The sequence below is a fragment of the Nocardioides sp. ChNu-153 genome (assembly GCF_030466625.1).
Classification (GTDB): Bacteria; Actinomycetota; Actinomycetes; order Propionibacteriales; family Nocardioidaceae; genus Nocardioides.
In genome coordinates, this window is the sequence record NZ_JADEVT010000001.1 from 564,928 (window position 1) to 581,335 (window position 16,408).

The 16,408-nt window shown below is 74.2% G+C and carries 16 protein-coding genes and 1 riboswitch; of the genes, 8 read left to right on the forward strand and 8 right to left on the reverse strand.

Going from position 1 to position 16,408, the window contains the following annotated elements:
* Window positions 1-30: 30 nt before the first annotated feature.
* The 4 genes from INN71_RS02905 to INN71_RS02925 all read right to left on the reverse strand — a co-directional run bounded on the left by INN71_RS02905 (window position 31) and on the right by INN71_RS02925 (window position 4,073).
* Window positions 31-705 carry a hypothetical protein gene (locus INN71_RS02905; RefSeq protein WP_367619018.1) on the reverse strand — a complete coding sequence of 225 codons (675 nt, stop codon included), beginning with the start codon at window positions 703-705 and terminating at the stop codon, window positions 31-33.
* Window positions 606-1,328: an aminotransferase class V-fold PLP-dependent enzyme gene (locus tag INN71_RS18090; RefSeq protein WP_367619022.1), complete on the reverse strand. Its 723-nt coding sequence runs from the start codon at window positions 1,326-1,328 to the stop codon at window positions 606-608. The genes INN71_RS02905 and INN71_RS18090 overlap by 100 nt, the downstream gene beginning before the upstream one ends.
* A 194-nt stretch (window positions 1,329-1,522) precedes the next feature.
* The gene (locus INN71_RS02920; RefSeq protein ID WP_277499303.1) at window positions 1,523-2,881 is read right to left on the reverse strand and encodes an MFS transporter; all 1,359 of its coding nucleotides are present in this window, start codon (window positions 2,879-2,881) and stop codon (window positions 1,523-1,525) included.
* Window positions 2,868-4,073: an alpha/beta fold hydrolase gene (locus INN71_RS02925; RefSeq protein WP_277499304.1), complete on the reverse strand. Its 1,206-nt coding sequence runs from the start codon at window positions 4,071-4,073 to the stop codon at window positions 2,868-2,870. Before INN71_RS02925 ends, INN71_RS02920 begins: the two co-directional genes overlap by 14 nt.
* 94 nt (window positions 4,074-4,167) lie before the next feature.
* Here INN71_RS02925 and INN71_RS02930 point away from each other — a divergent pair, with 94 nt between their 5' ends.
* Window positions 4,168-5,628, forward strand: a complete 1,461-nt coding sequence (locus INN71_RS02930; protein ID WP_277499305.1) for an FMN-binding glutamate synthase family protein — start codon at window positions 4,168-4,170, stop codon at window positions 5,626-5,628.
* Between the two features lie 61 nt (window positions 5,629-5,689).
* On the opposite strand, the gene INN71_RS02935 is transcribed toward INN71_RS02930, so the two are convergent.
* Window positions 5,690-7,132: a trehalose-6-phosphate synthase gene (locus tag INN71_RS02935; RefSeq protein WP_277499306.1), complete on the reverse strand. Its 1,443-nt coding sequence runs from the start codon at window positions 7,130-7,132 to the stop codon at window positions 5,690-5,692.
* Window positions 7,133-7,321: 189 nt separating this feature from the next.
* Between INN71_RS02935 and INN71_RS02940 the strand changes: the two genes are divergently transcribed.
* From INN71_RS02940 to groL, 7 genes are all read left to right on the forward strand, one after another.
* On the forward strand, window positions 7,322-7,624 hold the full coding sequence (locus INN71_RS02940; protein WP_277499307.1) for a DUF3263 domain-containing protein: 303 nt from the start codon (window positions 7,322-7,324) through the stop codon (window positions 7,622-7,624).
* Window positions 7,625-7,629: 5 nt separating this feature from the next.
* A complete protein-coding gene (locus INN71_RS02945; protein WP_277499308.1) occupies window positions 7,630-8,133 on the forward strand; it encodes a LytR C-terminal domain-containing protein in 504 nt (167 codons plus the stop codon).
* Between the two features lie 79 nt (window positions 8,134-8,212).
* Window positions 8,213-9,058, forward strand: coding sequence for a trehalose-phosphatase (gene otsB, locus INN71_RS02950; protein WP_277499309.1), 846 nt, complete (start codon window positions 8,213-8,215; stop codon window positions 9,056-9,058).
* Window positions 9,059-9,190: 132 nt separating this feature from the next.
* Window positions 9,191-9,329: riboswitch (SAM riboswitch) on the forward strand.
* 9 nt (window positions 9,330-9,338) lie between these two features.
* A complete protein-coding gene (thrC, locus tag INN71_RS02955; RefSeq protein ID WP_301799489.1) occupies window positions 9,339-10,652 on the forward strand; it encodes a threonine synthase in 1,314 nt (437 codons plus the stop codon).
* A gap of 172 nt (window positions 10,653-10,824) precedes the next feature.
* Window positions 10,825-11,823, forward strand: a complete 999-nt coding sequence (locus INN71_RS02960; protein ID WP_277499312.1) for an SGNH/GDSL hydrolase family protein — start codon at window positions 10,825-10,827, stop codon at window positions 11,821-11,823.
* A 9-nt stretch (window positions 11,824-11,832) separates the two neighbouring features.
* Window positions 11,833-12,711, forward strand: a complete 879-nt coding sequence (locus INN71_RS02965) for a RimK family alpha-L-glutamate ligase (protein ID WP_277499314.1) — start codon at window positions 11,833-11,835, stop codon at window positions 12,709-12,711.
* Between the two features lie 214 nt (window positions 12,712-12,925).
* Window positions 12,926-14,554: a chaperonin GroEL gene (gene groL, locus INN71_RS02970; RefSeq protein ID WP_277499315.1), complete on the forward strand. Its 1,629-nt coding sequence runs from the start codon at window positions 12,926-12,928 to the stop codon at window positions 14,552-14,554.
* A gap of 67 nt (window positions 14,555-14,621) precedes the next feature.
* Here the strand turns inward: groL and INN71_RS02975 are convergent, their stop codons facing one another.
* The 3 genes from INN71_RS02975 to INN71_RS02985 are packed head-to-tail and all read right to left on the reverse strand — an operon-like array spanning window position 14,622 to window position 16,405.
* Window positions 14,622-14,897, reverse strand: a complete 276-nt coding sequence (locus INN71_RS02975; protein WP_277499316.1) for a DUF3253 domain-containing protein — start codon at window positions 14,895-14,897, stop codon at window positions 14,622-14,624.
* Complete coding sequence (locus INN71_RS02980) at window positions 14,894-15,706, reverse strand: hypothetical protein (RefSeq protein WP_277499317.1); 813 nt, start codon at window positions 15,704-15,706, stop codon at window positions 14,894-14,896. Before INN71_RS02980 ends, INN71_RS02975 begins: the two co-directional genes overlap by 4 nt.
* A 60-nt stretch (window positions 15,707-15,766) precedes the next feature.
* A complete protein-coding gene (locus tag INN71_RS02985; protein WP_277499318.1) occupies window positions 15,767-16,405 on the reverse strand; it encodes an alpha-ketoglutarate-dependent dioxygenase AlkB in 639 nt (212 codons plus the stop codon).
* Window positions 16,406-16,408: the final 3 nt, after the last annotated feature.

Consider the following 16,408-nt stretch of genomic DNA (forward strand, 5'->3'; position numbering starts at 1 on the left):
CCATCGTGCCGGGTCGGCCGGAACCCGCCGTCAGCGGCTGTCGGCCCCGCCGTCGAACCCGCCGTCGAACCCGCCGCCGCGCACGGGTCGCGACAGCCGGTCGAGGAACGCGGTGAGCAGCGCCTCGCGCAGGGCGGGCGTGGCCACGTCGAGCAGGGCGTCGACCTCGCCCCTCCGCTCCGGCAGCGCGAGGCCGCCGTCGGCACCGCCCCCCATGCCGACCGCCGCGAGCAGCCCGTCGAGCGCGGCGTCGTCGAGCGTGGCGGGGTCGAGCGCCCGGACGAAGCCGACCACCTCGTCGTCGAGCGCGACCGGGCCCGCGGCCCGCGCGGCGTCGACGGCGCGGCGCAGCGCGAGGAGCAGCCCCTCGACGTCGGTGGCCGCGCTGAGGGAGAGGTGGAGCGTCGGCGGCTGCCCGGCGTACGACAGCTGCGGCTGCGCCAGCCAGCCGTCGGCCGCGAGCTCGTCGGCCACGGTGAACACGTCGCAGGAGCCGTCCGCGGCCACCGCGACGAGGGTCGAGTCGGGCGCGGCGACGAGGTCGAGCCCGGGGAGGTCCGCGAGCCCGGCCACGAGCCGGTCGACGCCGTCCAGCACCGTGCGGGTCAGCTCCAGGTAGCCGGCGTCACCGATGGTGCGCAGCACCGCCCAGGCCCCGGCCAGCGGTCCGCCCGACTTCGTCGACTGCAGCGTGGTGTTGAGCATCGTGTAGCCCGGCCAGTCCGCCTCCGCGAACAGCTGCGGCCGGCGCAGCCCGGCGTCGCGGTGCAGCAGCACCGAGGTGCCCTTCGGGGCGTAGGCGTACTTGTGGAGGTCCACCGAGATGCTCGTGACGCCCGGCACCGCGAAGGTCCACGGCGGCACCGGCCGGCCCAGCCGCGCGGCGTAGGGCAGCACCCACCCGCCGATGCACGCGTCGACGTGGCAGCGCACGCCGTGCTCCGCGCCGCGATCGCGGCCACCTCGGCGACGGGGTCGACCACCCCGTGGGCGTACGACGGGGCGCTCACCGCCACGAGCACCGTGCGGTCGGCGTCGGCCGCCACGGCCGCGCGCGTGGCCGCCACGTCGGCGCGGAAGTCCGGGCCGACGGGCACGACCACGGTCTCGACTCCGAAGTAGTGGGCCGCCTTGTGGAACGCGGCATGGACGGTCGACGGCACGACCATCCGGGGCCGCAGCCCGGCCGCGGCGAGGTCGGGCCGGGCGTCGCGGGCGGTCTGCACCGCGAGCAGCACCGACTCGGTGCCGCCCGAGGTCACCGTGCCGACGACGGGGTCCGGCGCGTCCAGCAGGTCGCACGCGGCGCCCACGACCTCGTTCTCCATCACCAGCACGCTCGGGAAGGCGGTGGGGTCGAGCCCGTTCGTGGCCGCGTACGCCGCGACCGCGGCCCGCGCGACGCGGTCCACCTCCGGGAGGCCGGCGTCGTACACGTAGGCGAGGGTGCGTCCCCCGTGCGTCGGCAGGTCGCCCCGCTGCAGCTCCGCGAGGCGGGCGAGGACGGGGTGCTCGGGCCCGCTCACGCGCTCACCTCGGCGACGGTCGTCGCGTCGAGGGAGTAGCGCCGCAGCCACAGCAGGCTGAGCAGCACCAGCGCGGCGGGCACGAGCGAGAAGCCGAGCGCGATGGCGGTGACGGCCGAGTCCGGCTGCGCGGAGGCGCCCCCGGTGCTCGACACGTAGCCGCCCAGCGCGAGCGCGACGCCGAAGACACCGGGGCCCAGGGCCAGGCCGACGGTCTCGCCCGCGGTCCACACGCCGGTGTAGACGCCGGCCCGGTTCTCCCCGGTGCGGCGCGCGTCGACGGCCGCGGCGTCCGGGAGCATCGCCAGCGGGAAGACCTGGGTGCCGGCGTACCCGACGCCGACCACGGCGACCGCCAGCGCGACGACGACCAGCGGCGCGACGAGGGCGCTGGCGGTCGCGGCGGCGCCCGCCGCCAGCACGAGCGAGGCGACGACGAACCCGCGCTGCTTGCCCACCCGCTCGCCGTACCGGGTCCAGACCGGGGTCAGCACGAGCGCCGGGCCGACGAAGCAGACGAACAGCGGCGTCGCCAGCGACGCGTCCTCGAGCACGTGCCGGGCGAGGTAGTCGACGCCGGCGAGCATGGTGCCGACCGCGAGGGCCTGCACGACGTACGTCGAGAGCAGCAGCCGGAAGTCGTGGGCGCGCGCGACGACCCGCAGCTGGTCGCGCAGGCTGCCGGCCCCCGCGGCGGGGGCGAGGACGGGCGCGCGGCGCGTGCCGACGTACGCCCCGACCACGCCGACGGCGATGAGGACCGCGATCGTCAGGCCCATGGCCCGGTAGCCGTCGCGCCCGCCGACGGCGTCGCGGATGGCCGGCGCGCTCGCGCCCGCCACGAGGATGGTCAGCGCCAGGATCGCGACGCGCCACGTCATCAGCCGGGTGCGCTCGTCGTAGGAGTCGGTGATCTCCGCGGGCATCGCGACGTAGGGCACCTGGAAGAACGCGTACGCCGTCGCGCAGCCCAGGAACGCGACCAGCACCCAGAGCGCCTCGAGCCACTGCGCCCCGAGGCCGGGCGAGGCGAAGACGAGCGCGAAGAGCACGGCCAGGGGCAGCCCGGCGCGCAGCAGCCACGGCCGGCGCGGGCCGCGGGGGTCGCGCGTGCGGTCCGTGATGCGCCCGGCGACCGGGTTGACCACGACGTCCCAGGCCTTCGGGGCGACGACGAGGATGCCGGCCCACAGGGCGGCGACGCCGAGCTCGTCGGTCAGGTAGGGCAGCAGCATGAGGCCCGGCACCGTGCCGAAGGCGCCGGTGGCGACCGAGCCGCTGCCGTAGCCGAGGCGGACGGAGCGGGGGAGCGTGCGGGTGGTGGGGGAGGGCGCCGGGCGCTCAGCCGAACGCACGCGACGCCGCCGATCCGTAGCGGCGGTCGGGGTTGGAGCCGATGCGGTCGGCGCGGGGCGCGCTCGGCGGGGTGGAGCCCGGGCGCGGCGTCGAGCCCGGGCGCGGCGTCGACCACTGGTCGACCCACGCGTCGATGGAGCGCCAGGTCGTCCCCCGCGCCGCGCGGCCGGTCAGCATGCCGAGGTGCCCGCCGGGCACGACCTCGAACTGGACCTCCTCGGCGCCGGTCAGCAGCTCGGTCAGCGGCTTGACCGCGCTGACGGGCGCGATGCCGTCGGTCGCGCCCGCGAACACCAGCACGGGGCAGGTGATGTCGGCGACGCGGATCTCCCGCGGCCCGTCGGGGGTGTCGAGGGGGAAGGTGCCGGAGAGCAGGGCGTTGCCCCGGTACATCCGGTGGTAGAGCTGCCCGAACGAGCGGCCGGGGTAGGCGATCATCCCCGCCGTGAACGCGTTCACGGCCTCCACCTGGGCGAGGAAGTCGGCGTCGTCGAGGTTGGCCGCCAGCGCCAGCGGCTTGGTCACCAGCTTCTGGAAGGCGCTGAGCTGGAAGGCCCACCGCACGAGGGGCCGCGGCGCCCCGCCCATCGTCTGGTAGACCCGCGTGACCGCGCGCAGCTGCGGCGGCAGCACGTCGAGGTTGAGCAGCGGGCGCAGCGGGGCGATGAGCGGCACCTTGCTGAGGTCGAAGGGCGAGCCCACGACGGTGAGCGAGGCGACCGGAAGGTCGGTGTCGCCGGCCAGCGTGAGGGCCGCGAAGATGCCGCCGAGGCTCCACCCGACGACGTGCACGGGGCGCCCGCCGGAGTGCCGCGCGACCTCCCGGATCGCGGTCGGCACCACCTCGGAGATCCAGTGCTCCATCCCGAGGTTGCGGTCGCGGAAGGAGACCTGGCCGTACTCCACGAGGTACGTCGGGCGCCCCTCGGCCACGAGGTGCTCGACCAGCGAGCAGCCCCGCCGCAGGTCGAAGCAGCTCGCCGGCGCCGCGAGCGGCGTCACCAGCAGGACGGGGTCGCCCTTCTCGGGGACCGAGGGGTCCGGGCGGTAGTGGTAGACCTCGCGCAGCTGACCGTCGTCGATGAGCACCCGGGGCATCTTCCGCAGGTCGGCGAGCCCGCCGTAGAGCACCTTGTGCGCCACGTTGCCGGTGGCCGAGATGACCTGGTCGGGCTTCGGGAGGAGGTCCATGGGGGGCAAGGTACTCCGGCGCGCAGGGCCAGGGGAGGGTCTGTTACCCACCGGTCACCTCGCCCGTCGAACGGTCGTGGGGCAAGGTGGGTGGATGAGGTGGACATCCCTGGCCGGTCTCGGCGCCGCGGCCGTCGGCGCCCTCGCCGTGCGCGACGCGACCCAGAAGAAGCACGCCATCCTGCGCAACTACCCGGTCGTCGGCCACGGCCGCTTCCTTGTGGAGCGCTTCGGCCCCGAGCTGCGGCAGTACATCGTGACCTCCAACGACGAGGAGCGGCCCTTCAGCCGCGACCAGCGCCGCTGGGTCTACGCGAGCTCCAAGCTGGAGAACGCGTACGTCGGGTTCGGCACCGACAACGACGTCGAGAACACCGCGGGCTACCCCGTCGTGAAGCACCGCACCTTCGCCGGCAGCGGCCCGGGCACGCACCCGCACAGCGAGGAGGGCGTGCCCCTGCCGGGCCTCAAGGTGCTCGGCGGGCCGCGCGGGCGTCGCCACGCCTTCGTCCCGCCGTCGATCGTCAACGTCTCCGGCATGAGCTTCGGGTCGCTGTCGCACGCGGCGATCACGGCGCTGAACCAGGGCGTCGCGACCGCCGGGGCCTGGCAGAACACCGGCGAGGGCGGGCTCTCGACGTACCACCGCGCCGGGGGCGACCTCGTCTTCCAGATCGGTACGGCGTACTTCGGCTGCCGTGACGCGGAGGGGCGGTTCGACCTCGCCCGGCTCGTGGACCTCGTGGCGTCCGCGCCGGTGCGCGCCATCGAGATCAAGCTGTCCCAGGGCGCGAAGCCGGGCCTCGGCGGGCTGCTGCCGGGCGCGAAGGTGACCCCCGAGATCGCCGAGGTGCGCGGCATCCCCGTCGGCGTCGACTGCGCCTCCCCGAGCCGGCACACGGCCTTCGACAGCGTCGACTCCATGCTCGACCTCGTCGAGCGCGTCGCGGACGCCACCGGGCTGCCGGTCGGCATCAAGTCCGCGGTCGGCAACCTCGACTTCTGGGACGAGCTCGTCGCGCAGATGGCGTCGGGCGAGCGCGGCGTCGACTTCGTCAACATCGACGGGGGCGAGGGCGGCACCGGCGCGGCGCCGCTCATCTTCTCCGACGCCGTGGCCTACCCCTTCCGCATCGGGTTCGCCGAGGTGCGCAAGCGCTTCGACGCCGCCGGGCTGGGGGACCGGGTGACCTTCCTCGGGGCCGGCAAGCTCGGCATCCCGGAGAACGCCGTGGTCGCCTTCGCGCTGGGCGTCGACGTGATCAGCGTCGGCCGCGAGGCGATGCTGGCGCTGGGGTGCATCCAGGCCCAGAAGTGCCACACCGACCGGTGCCCGGTGGGGGTCGCGACGCAGGACCCGCGCTACGTGCGCGGCCTCGACGTGCCGTCGAAGGCCGAGCGGGTCACGAACTACCTCGTGTCGCTGCGCCGCGACCTGCTGAAGGTCGCCGAGGCCGTCGGGGTCGACCACCCGGCGCTCATCACGGTCGACGACATCGACGTGCTCGACGGTGTGACGACGCGGCGCAGCCTGCGCGACGTGTACGGCTACTGAGCGGGGGCGGGGGCGGGGGCGGGGGTGGGTCCGGCCCCGCGGGGCCGGCCGTCCCCGCCCGTCAGGACTTGCGGGCGGGACGGACCGTCTTGCCGTGGTCGGGACGCGTGGCCGACAGCTCCTCGAGGAACCGCGCGGCCCAGAACGCCACGTCCTTCTCCGTCACCGTCTTGCGCATCGCCTTCATGCGGCGACCGCGGTCCTTCGGGTCCGCCTGGTGCGCGGCCAGGAGCGCCTGCTTCATGCCGTTGATGTCGTAGGGGTTGACGAGCCACGCCTGGCGCAGCTCCTCCGCCGCGCCCGCGAACTCCGAGAGCACGAGGGCCCCGTCGTTGTCGTAGCGGCACGCGACGTACTCCTTGGCCACGAGGTTCATCCCGTCGCGGTACGGCGTGACCACCATGACGTCGGCCGCCCGGTAGAGCGCGGCCATCTCCTCGCGGGGGTACGAGGAGTGCAGGTAGGAGATGACGGGGCGCCCGATGCGCCCGAGGTCGCCGTTGATGCGACCCACGAGCCGGTCGATGTCGTCGCGCAGGATCCGGTACTGCTCCACCCGCTCGCGCGACGGCGTCGCGACCTGCACGAACACGGCGTCCTCGACCCCGAAGTGGCCGTCGGCCACGAGCTCGGAGAAGGCGCGCAGCCGGGCGTAGATGCCCTTCGTGTAGTCGAGCCGGTCGATGCCGAGGAAGATCTTGCCCGGGTTGCCGAGCGCCTCCCGGATCGCGCGGGCGCGCCGGTCGACGGTCTCGGAGCGCGCCAGCTCCTCGAACCCGGCGGTGTCGATGCTGATGGGGAACGCGGCCGCCTTCACCATGCGCCCGTCGGGCAGGTAGACCATGTCGCGGTGCGTCTTGTGCCCCACCCGCTGGCGCACGAGCCGGATGAAGTTCTGCGCCGCGCCGGGCAGCTGGAAGCCCACGAGGTCCGCGCCCAGCAGCCCCTCGAGGATCTGGCGGCGCCACGGCAGCTGCTGGAACAGCTCGGTGGGGGGGAACGGGATGTGGAGGTAGAACCCGATCCGCAGGTCGGGGCGCAGGTCGCGCAGCATCTGGGGGACGAGCTGCAGCTGGTAGTCCTGCACCCACACGGTCGCGCCCTCGGCGGCGATCTCCGCGGCGCGCGCGGCGAAGCGCTCGTTGACGCGGACGTAGGAGTCGAACCACTCGCGGTGGAACTCCGGCTTGGCGACGACGTCGTGGTAGAGCGGCCACAGCGTGCTGTTGGAGAAGCCCTCGTAGAACTCGACGACCTCCTCGGCGCTCAGGCCGACGGGGACGAGCTGCAGCCCGTCCTCGACGAACGGCTCGAGGTCGCTGTCGCCGCTCCCGCCGGGCCAGCCGATCCACGCGCCGTCGTTGGCGCGCATGACCGGCTCGAGCGCGCTGACCAGGCCACCCGGCGAGCGGCGCCACCCGACGGAGCCGTCGGGGTTGGTCGTGCGGTCGACGGGGAGTCGGTTGGCGACGATGACGAGGTCTGCCGTGCCTGTGGGAGCCACGCGATCACCCTAGTGGGACGAGGGGCGCGACCCGCCCGGCCTGTCCGGTGGGTCGCGCCGCGACGCACCGCGCGCGTGAATGACACCGTTGTCGTTCGTCGCCTACCATGGCCGGGATCGCGCGTGAGAACGCGCGTGGCGCACCCCGCGGGGCGCGCCGCCGCCCGTCCCCTGCACCAGGAGCTGTCCATGGATGCCGCGAACGCCGTCTCCCCGGACGCACGGAGCGCCGTCGAGGCCGAGGGCCTGTCGGAGCGCGACCTCGAGATCCTCGAGCTCGAGCGCCACTGGTGGAAGTACGCCGGGGCGAAGGAGCAGGCGGTCCGGAACAAGTTCCAGATGAGCTCCACGCGCTACTACCAGGTGCTCAACGCCCTCATCGACAAGCCGGAGGCGCTCGCGGCCGACCCGCTGCTGGTCCGTCGCCTGCGTCGGCTGCGCGCGGCGCGGCAGCGCCAGCGCTCCGCCCGCCGCCTCGGCTTCGACGACTGAGCGCCGTGCGCACCCGTCGCGACGACCGCGGGGCGGCGTACCCCGCCCCCCTCGTCATGCTCAGCGTCATCGCCGTCGCCATGGCCGGCCTCGCCTTCGCCCTCACCGGCGGGGACGACCGGGACGACGAGGTCGTGACGGCCGCCCAGCCGGCCGCCACCTCGGAGGCGACCCCGACCGAGACCGCCACGAGCGCCCCGGCCCCGCCGCCGGCGCCCGAGCCGCCGCCGGTGGACCGCGCACAGGTCGTCGTCGAGGTCTTCAACAACTCGGGCATCCGGGGCCTGGCGTCGCGCACCGGCGACGAGGCCGCCGCCGCCGGCTGGCAGGTCGTCGGGTCCGACAACTGGGTCGGCACGATCCCGGCCTCCACCGTCTACTTCCCCGAGCGGCTCGAGCGCGAGGCGCAGCTGCTCGCCGAGGACCTCGGCATCACCCGCCTCATGCCGGCCGTCGACCCCATGCGGGGCGATCGGCTGACGGTGATCCTCACCGCCGACCGCGCCTGAGGCACCCCCGCGCGGTGTGACGCGGCTCCGGTCGCGATCGATGCCCGCGGCGGTGGCGTTCCGTGGTCCACTGTCCGTCATGGAGTTCTCCTCCCCGAGCGCCGAGCGGCACTACGCCGCGGTGGTGAAGGTGGCGGCCTCGACCGTGGTCGCGCTCGACTTCGACGGCACCCTCTCGCCGATCGTCGACGACCCCGCCACGGCCCACATCCACGACGACGCGCCGGGCGTGCTCGTCGACCTCGCGGTGCACGTGCGCGCCCTCGCCGTGGTGACGGGTCGTCCCGCGCGCCAGGTGCTGGCCCTCGGTGGTCTCGACGAGGTGGGCGAGCTGGTGCACGACGCCGGCAGCGACCTCTACGTCTTCGGGCAGTACGGCAACGAGCGCTGGGACACCCAGGACCGCCGCGTCCGCTCGCCCCGCCCGCCGCACGGGCTCTCGACCTTCCTCGCCGGCCTGCCGAAGGTGCTGCGCACCGCGGACGCCACGGAGGCGTACGTCGAGGAGAAGGGCCTGGCCATCGCGGTCCACACCCGTCGTCTGGCCGACCCGCAGGGCGCGTTCGAGCGCCTCATGCCCCTGGTGTCGGAGCTGGCGGCCGCCAACGAGCTCGGCGTCGAGCCGGGCCGGTCGGTCATCGAGGTGCGCTCGCCGGGCATGCACAAGGGCGAGGCCGTGCGCACGCTGGTGCGCGAGACCCGCGCCGGTGGCTTCGTCTTCGCCGGCGACGACCTCGGCGACGTCGAGGCCTTCAAGGCCGTGGCGGACCTGCGCAACCAGGGGATGCCCGCGCTGCTGGTCTGCTCGGCGTCGGAGGAGCAGAGCGCGCTCGCCGACCTGGCCGACGTCGTCGTACCCGGCCCGGAGGGCGTGCTGGACCTGCTCCGACGGCTCGCCTCCGACGCCGCGTCCGTCCGCGCCTGACGTCGGTCCCGGCCGTGCTCCGCCGCGCCACGGCGGGGTGACGGCCGCGCGTGTCCCAGTGGGTGGACACGTGTCCCACATGACGGTACGACGATTCGCGCCCCGCTCGCGCCCCTCCCTACGCTGACGCACAGCTCATCGAGAGGGACTGAGGGAACGGCCCTGTGAAGTCCCGGCAACCGCCACGTCTCCCTGCCGGCGCCCCGTCGGCAGTCGTGGAAACGGTGCTAATTCCGGCCCACGGCGAGGGACGTCGCGGGGAAGATGAGAAGGAGGACTCATGAGCGCGTCCGTCGTCGAGACCGAGACCACCGCGGGCACCACGCCCGCCACCAGCCCCGCCCCCGGCAGCCCCACCCTCCGCGAGGGCGCGTTCGGCAACGCCACCGCCCTCTCGTGCCGCGAGTGCGGCCACCAGGTGGAGCTGGGTCCCTCCTACGCCTGTCCGGAGTGCTTCGGCCCCCTGGAGGTGGCCTACGACTTCCCGGCGGTGACGCGCGAGGAGATCGAGGCCGGGCCCCGCAACATCTGGCGCTACCAGGCGCTCCTGCCGGTGCCGACCGACATCGCGAGCAGCCCCAACACCGAGCCCGGCTTCACGCGGCTGCTGGAGGCGCGCAACCTGGCCGCGACCCTCGGCCTGGAGAAGCTGTGGGTCAAGGACGACTCGACGAACCCGACGAACTCCTTCAAGGACCGGGTCGTCGCCTGCGCGCTCAGCGCCGCCCGCGAGCTCGGCAGCCGCGTGTTCGCCTGCCCCTCCACCGGGAACCTGGCCAACGCCGTCGCCGCTGCGGGCGCCCGCGCCGGCATCCGCACGGTCGTGTTCATCCCCAGCAACCTCGAGACGCCGAAGGTCGTGAACTCGGCCGTCTTCACCGACTCGCTGGTGGCCGTCGAGGGCAACTACGACGACGTCAACAAGCTGGCCTCCGAGATCGCGGGCGAGGAGGGGGGCTGGGCGTTCGTCAACGTCAACGTGCGCCCCTTCTACGCCGAGGGGTCGAAGACGCTGGGCTACGAGATCGCCGAGCAGCTCGGGTGGCGCCTGCCCGACCAGGTCGTCATCCCCGTCGCCTCGGGCTCGCAGCTGACGAAGGTCGACAAGGCGTTCCAGGAGCTGATCCAGCTCGGTCTGGTCGAGGACAAGCCGTACACGATCTTCGGCGCCCAGGCCACGGGCTGCTCGCCCGTCGCGGCGGCGTTCAAGGACGGCAAGAAGGTCGTCCGCCCGGTCAAGCCCGACACGATCGCCAAGTCGCTCGCCATCGGCAACCCGGCCGACGGGCCCTACGTGCTCGACGTGTGCCGCCGCACCGGCGGGGTCGTCGAGGACGTCAGCGACGACGAGGTGCGCGAGGCCATCGTGCTGCTCGCCCGCACCGAGGGCATCTTCACCGAGACCGCGGGCGGCACCACCGTCGGCGTGCTGAAGAAGCTCGTCGAGACCGGCCAGCTCGACACCACCAAGGAGACGGTGGTCATCAACACGGGCCACGGCCTCAAGACGCTCGACGCCGTCGCCGGGGCGGTCGCGCCGGCCGCGACGATCGCGCCGAACTACGCGGCGTTCGCCGCCACCGGCCTGGCCTGAGCCGCCGCACGGACCGCGCCACGCGGCCCCGCTCCCGGGAGGGGGCGGGGCCGTCGTGCGTCTGCCCGTTGGTGAGCGGTCCCGGGCGGCCGCCTCAAGTGTCGGGGGCAGGGCACGCCGCGTTGGCGGCGCGTTCACCTCGCGCTCGTGCGCGTCGGGCATCAACGAGCGCATGTCTGCTTCGTCGAAGGTGCGCGCCGCGGTCGCGGTCGCGACTGCTGCCGGTGGTGTCGGGGTCGCGGTGGGGTACGGCGGGAGGTCGCTCCTGCGCCGCCAGGCCGCGACGGCGCGGCGCCTCATCGGCAAGCCGCTCGGGGAGCAGGCGCTGGACGCGGACAAGACCTACCGCAAGCGGTACGGCGGGCGGCCCGTCGAGCTGCTCGTCCTCGGCGACTCCATCGCCGCCGGCCTGGGCGCGGAGACGCCCGGCGACACCTTCGGCGCCCGCGTCGCCAAGCACGTCGCGAGCGAGCTGGAGCGCCCCGTGCGGCTGCGCAGCGTCGCGCAGGTCGGCGCCGAGTCGAGCATGCTGGGCGACCAGCTGGCCGTGCTGCCGCCCGACTACCGCGCCGACGTCGCCGTGCTGGTGGTGGGCGGCAACGACGTGACCCACCGCGTGCCCGTCGCCGACTCGGTGCGCCACCTGCGGGAGGCGATCGAGGCGCTCCGCGAGCGGGGCATCCCCGTGGTCGTCGGCACGTGCCCCGACCTCGGTGCCCTGCGTCCCGTGCCCCAGCCGCTGCGCTCGCTCGGCTCGCGGGCCTCGCGCCAGCTCGCCGCCGCGCAGCGGGTCGCCGCCGTCGCCGCCGGCGCCCGCGTGGTCTCGCTCGCCGACGTGGTCGGTCCGTTCTTCATCACCAACCCGGACGAGATGTTCAGCCTCGACCGGTTCCACCCCAGCGCGGCGGGCTACAAGCGCACGGCCAAGGCCGTCCTGCCGTCCGTGCTGGCAGCGCTGGGCCACGTCGACGAGGTGCCGTTCGGGCACCACGCACCCCCCGCCGCCCCGGTCGAGGCCGGGGTCGAAGCAGCGGTCGAGGCAGCGGTCGAGGCAGCGGGGCCGCGCGAGGGCTGGGACGCCGACGACTGGGGCATCGACGACCAGGTCGTGGGCGGGCCGCGCGACCACGCGGACGCGACCGGTCCGGCGGGCACCTCCACGGCGTCCTAGGCTTCCGCGGTGACCGCCGCCGCCCGCCCCGCCGCCCGTCCCACCGTCCTCCTCGCCACCTTCCAGCTCGCCCCGGCGGGCGAGACCGGCGGGGAGCGGCTCGTCGCCGCCCTCGACGCGCGCGGTGTCGACGCCCGATGGGCGGTCTGGGACGACCCGGCCGTCGACTGGGCCGGGGCCGACCTCGTCGCGGTGCGCGCGACGTGGGACTACCACCGCCGGCTGCCCGCCTTCCTGGAGTGGGCGCGCCGTACCGAGGCCGCGACGCGCCTGCTCAACGGCGCCGCCACGTTCGCGTGGAACGCCGACAAGACCTACCTCGTCGGCCTGGCCGAGAGCGTGCCGACGGTGCCGACCCGGGCCGTCGACGACGCCACCCTGCGCCCCGTCCTCGCCGCGGCGACCGCGGACTGGGGGACGGTCGTCGTCAAGCCCGCCACCGGCGCCGGCGGGGTGGGGGTCGTGGTCGTGGACTCCGTGGAGGACCCGCGCCTGGAGGGCCTGACGGCCGGGCCGTGGGTCGTGCAGCCGCTGGTCGCGTCCGTGCGCACGACCGGCGAGACCTCCGTCTTCGTCCTCGACGGGCGTCCCGTGCTGCAGGTGGACAAGCGTCCCGCCGGGGGCGAGGTGCGGGTGCACGAGCAGTACGGCGGGAGCTCCCGCGCCGTGCCGCTGGTCGACGAGATCGCCGTCGTGGCCCGCCGGGCCGTCGAGGCGGCCCAGGAGTTGCGCTCGACGACGCTCGACTACGCCCGCGTCGACCTGCTCCACCACGACGGCGCGTGGGCGGTGAGCGAGCTCGAGCTCATCGAGCCCGGGCTCTACCTCGACGTGGCCCCCGAGATGGCCGAGCACGTCGCCGAGCTCGTCGTGCGGCGCCTCGGCTGACGGCTCGTCTCCTTGCACTCCCGGGGGTCGAGTGCTAGACATTGGACTGGCACTCTCCTGGTGAGAGTGCCACCGAACGTGCAGCACCACCCGGCTCGGTGAGTCGAGGTCAGCAGCGACGGTGGGAAGGGTCCGCCGGTCGGCCTGACCGTCCGTCGCGGGCGACGACCCGGGCCATCCGCACTCTCCAGCAGACAAGGAATCGCAGGAGAACATGTCGAAGCTCATCGCTTTCAACGAGGAGGCCCGGCGCGGTCTCGAGCGTGGGATGAACACCCTCGCCGATGCCGTCAAGGTCACCCTCGGTCCCAAGGGCCGCAACGTCGTGCTCGAGAAGAAGTGGGGTGCCCCCACGATCACCAACGACGGTGTGAGCATCGCCAAGGAGATCGAGCTCGAGGACCCCTACGAGAAGATCGGCGCCGAGCTGGTCAAGGAGGTCGCCAAGAAGACCGACGACGTCGCCGGTGACGGCACGACGACGGCCACCGTCCTCGCGCAGGCGCTGGTCCGCGAGGGTCTGCGCAACGTCGCCGCCGGCTCCAACCCGATCGCCCTCAAGCGGGGCATCGAGGCCGCCGTCGCGTCCGTCTCCGAGCAGCTGCTGGCGCTCGCCAAGGAGATCGAGACCAAGGAGCAGATCGCTGCGACCGCGGCCATCTCCGCCGCCGACCCGACCGTCGGCGACATCATCGCCGAGGCGATGGACAAGGTCGGCAAGGAAGGCGTCATCACCGTCGAGGAGTCGAACACCTTCGGCATCGACCTCGAGCTGACCGAGGGCATGCGGTTCGACAAGGGCTACATCTCGGCCTACTTCGCCACCGACATGGAGCGCATGGAGGCCGTCCTGGAGGACGCCTACCTGCTCCTCGTCGAGAGCAAGATCTCGAACGTGAAGGACCTGCTGCCGCTGCTGGAGAAGGTCATCCAGACCGGCAAGCCGCTCCTCATCATCTCGGAGGACGTCGACGGCGAGGCCCTCTCGACGCTGGTCGTCAACAAGATCCGCGGCACGTTCAAGTCCGTCGCCGTCAAGGCCCCGGGCTTCGGCGACCGCCGCAAGGCCATGCTGCAGGACATCGCGATCCTCACCGGCGGCCAGGTCATCTCCGAGACCGTCGGCCTCTCGCTCGAGACCGCGGGCATCGAGCTCCTCGGCCAGGCGCGCAAGGTCGTCGTCACGAAGGACGAGACCACGATCGTCGAGGGCGCCGGCGACGGCGACCAGATCAACGGTCGCGTCAACCAGATCCGTGCCGAGATCGAGAACAGCGACTCGGACTACGACCGCGAGAAGCTCCAGGAGCGCCTCGCCAAGCTGGCCGGCGGCGTGGCCGTCATCAAGGTCGGCGCGGCCACCGAGGTCGAGCTCAAGGAGCGCAAGCACCGCATCGAGGACGCGGTGCGCAACGCCAAGGCCGCCGTCGAGGAGGGCATCGTCGCCGGTGGTGGCGTCGCCCTCGTCCAGGCCGGTGCCACGGCGTTCGACAAGCTCGAGCTCACGGGCGACGAGGCGACGGGCGCGAACATCGTGCGTCTCGCCATCGAGGCCCCGCTCAAGCAGATCGCGATCAACGCCGGCCTCGAGGGCGGCGTCGTGGCGGAGAAGGTGCGCAACCTGACCCCGGGTCACGGCCTCAACGCCGCCACGGGCGAGTACGTCGACCTCGTCGCCGCGGGCATCATCGACCCGGCGAAGGTGACGCGTTCCGCGCTGCAGAACGCCGCGTCGATCGCCGCGCTGTTCCTCACCACCGAGGCCGTCGTGGCCGACAAGCCGGAGAAGGCGGGCGCCCCCGGTGGCGACCCGACCGGCGGCATGGGCGGCATGGACTTCTGAGTCTGCCGCTCCACCAGCACCACCCGCGAGGCCCTCGCTCCCACCCGGGAGCGGGGGCCTCGTGCCGTCAGCGGGCGCGTCGTACCCGGATCGGTCCGCGCGCGGTGGCGAGGTCGACGACCTCGCCCCCCTGGGTCACCTCGACCCGGCCCTGGCCCACCAGGTCACCGACGACCGCGCGCACCGGGTCCATGAGGGCGCGCCAGTCGCCGTCGTCGCCCGCGACGCGGCGCGCCGCCTCGGAGGGACAGATGGTCGCGCCGGCGGCGCGGGCGTCCAGCAGGTCGTCGACCGCTGCGGCGATCCGGCGGTCGAGGTCGGGCGCGTCGGGGGAGGGGCTCACCCGTCCAGCATGCCGCGCCGGCCCTCGCCGTGCCGGACGCGGTCGCGCGCCCGGTCGGCCGCCCGCGCACGGCGCTCGCCCACGAGCCGGCGCCAGTGCGCCTCGTGGTCGAAGCGGACGCGGGCGACCCGCACGGCGCCGGGGTGGAAGCGCAGGCGCGGCGCGTAGGCGAGCTCGCAACGGGCGCTCAGGTACTCGTCGGCGCCCAGCACGTGCGAGATGTAGAAGAGCGCGGCGCGGCTCGACAGGCCCAGGAGGTGCTCGGTCGAGAGGGCCACGTGGAATCCCTCGTCCACCGCCGCGCCGCGCGCCATCGGCGCCGTGTCGCACCGGGTCCAGCCCAGGTCGACGTACGGCGCGCCGCACCCGCCGCGCTGCTGCTCGAGGAAGGCGTCGAGCTCGACGTCGAGGACGGCCTCCACGTCGCACGCGCTGCGGGTGTCGAGGCTGACCGCGCACGCGGCGTCCGCCAGCCAGGCGTCGAGGTCGTCGGCCCCGACGTCGTCGACGGTGGTGCCCGCGGCGGGTGCGGCGGCGAGCACCGCGCGGAGGCAGTGGTCGTCGACCGCGCCGGCGAGCTGGAGCATCAGCTCGTGCTGGACGCGGTCGACGTCGTCGGCGTTCGTGCGGTCGAACTGGGCGGGCGCGGTGCGGACGACGACGTCGTGCCGGCGGTCGTGCCGGTCCGGCGTGTCCTCCTCCAGGTAGTGGGGCGAGTGGCGGGCGAACGCGCTGTGACCCTCGAAGGTGCCACCGCGCTCGTCGTCCTCCTCCAGGCGGACGGAGGTGCCGGCATCGAGATCGGTCATGGGCGCCGAGCCTAGGGTCGGCGGGCGGCCTGGCGCCTCCGGTTTTCCCGGCCCGCCGGGTCAGAAGACCCCGGCGGGGCGGAACTGCACCGACAGGCGCGGGCCCGCGTGGGCGACCTTCGGCACGGCGTGCTCCCACGTGCGCTGGCACGAGCCGCCCATGACGACGAGGTCCCCGTGACCCATCACGAACGACAGGGCCTCGCCCCCGCCGCGCGGGCGCAGCGCGAGCCGCCGCGGGTCGCCGACCGAGACGATGGCGACCATCGTGTCGTGGGTGGACCCGCGACCGATGGTGTCGCCGTGCCAAGCCACCGAGTCGTGGCCGTCGCGGTAGTAGCAGCAGCCCGCCGTCGTGAACGGCTCGCCCAGCTCGTCGGCGTAGTGCGCGCTCAGCTCGTCCCGCGCGCGCTCCAGGGCGGGGTGGGGCAGGGACTGGCCCGCGCCGTACGTGTGGAGCAGGCGCGGCACGTCGACCACCCGGTCGTACATCTGGCGCCGCTCGGCCCGCCACGGCACGCGCGTCACGAGCGCGTCGAACACCGCGTCCGCGTCGGCGGCCAGCCAGTCGCGCGCCACGTCCACCCAGGCGCCCGCGCTGAGCTCGTGCCGCTCCACCCGGCCGGCCAGGCCGGCCCCGGCGTCCGCCCCGGCCTCGGCCTCGGGCGCTGTCGCGAAGAGGGTCGCCTGGAAGTCCATGGC

What these genes read in the sequence shown, in the direction of transcription:
- INN71_RS02940 (WP_277499307.1), top strand. Translation starts at nt 7,322, where the DNA reads ATGGATGCCGCGAACGCCGTCTCCCCGGACGCACGGAGCGCCGTCGAG.
- otsB (WP_277499309.1), top strand. Translation starts at nt 8,213, where the DNA reads ATGGAGTTCTCCTCCCCGAGCGCCGAGCGGCACTACGCCGCGGTGGTG.
- thrC (WP_301799489.1), top strand. Translation starts at nt 9,339, where the DNA reads ATGAGCGCGTCCGTCGTCGAGACCGAGACCACCGCGGGCACCACGCCC.
- INN71_RS02930 (WP_277499305.1), top strand. Translation starts at nt 4,168, where the DNA reads ATGAGGTGGACATCCCTGGCCGGTCTCGGCGCCGCGGCCGTCGGCGCC.
- INN71_RS02925 (WP_277499304.1), bottom strand. Translation starts at nt 4,073, where the DNA reads ATGGACCTCCTCCCGAAGCCCGACCAGGTCATCTCGGCCACCGGCAAC.
- INN71_RS18090 (WP_367619022.1), bottom strand. Translation starts at nt 1,328, where the DNA reads ATGGAGAACGAGGTCGTGGGCGCCGCGTGCGACCTGCTGGACGCGCCG.
- INN71_RS02980 (WP_277499317.1), bottom strand. Translation starts at nt 15,706, where the DNA reads ATGACCGATCTCGATGCCGGCACCTCCGTCCGCCTGGAGGAGGACGAC.
- INN71_RS02960 (WP_277499312.1), top strand. Translation starts at nt 10,825, where the DNA reads ATGTCTGCTTCGTCGAAGGTGCGCGCCGCGGTCGCGGTCGCGACTGCT.
- INN71_RS02905 (WP_367619018.1), bottom strand. Translation starts at nt 705, where the DNA reads ATGCTCAACACCACGCTGCAGTCGACGAAGTCGGGCGGACCGCTGGCC.
- INN71_RS02985 (WP_277499318.1), bottom strand. Translation starts at nt 16,405, where the DNA reads ATGGACTTCCAGGCGACCCTCTTCGCGACAGCGCCCGAGGCCGAGGCC.
- groL (WP_277499315.1), top strand. Translation starts at nt 12,926, where the DNA reads ATGTCGAAGCTCATCGCTTTCAACGAGGAGGCCCGGCGCGGTCTCGAG.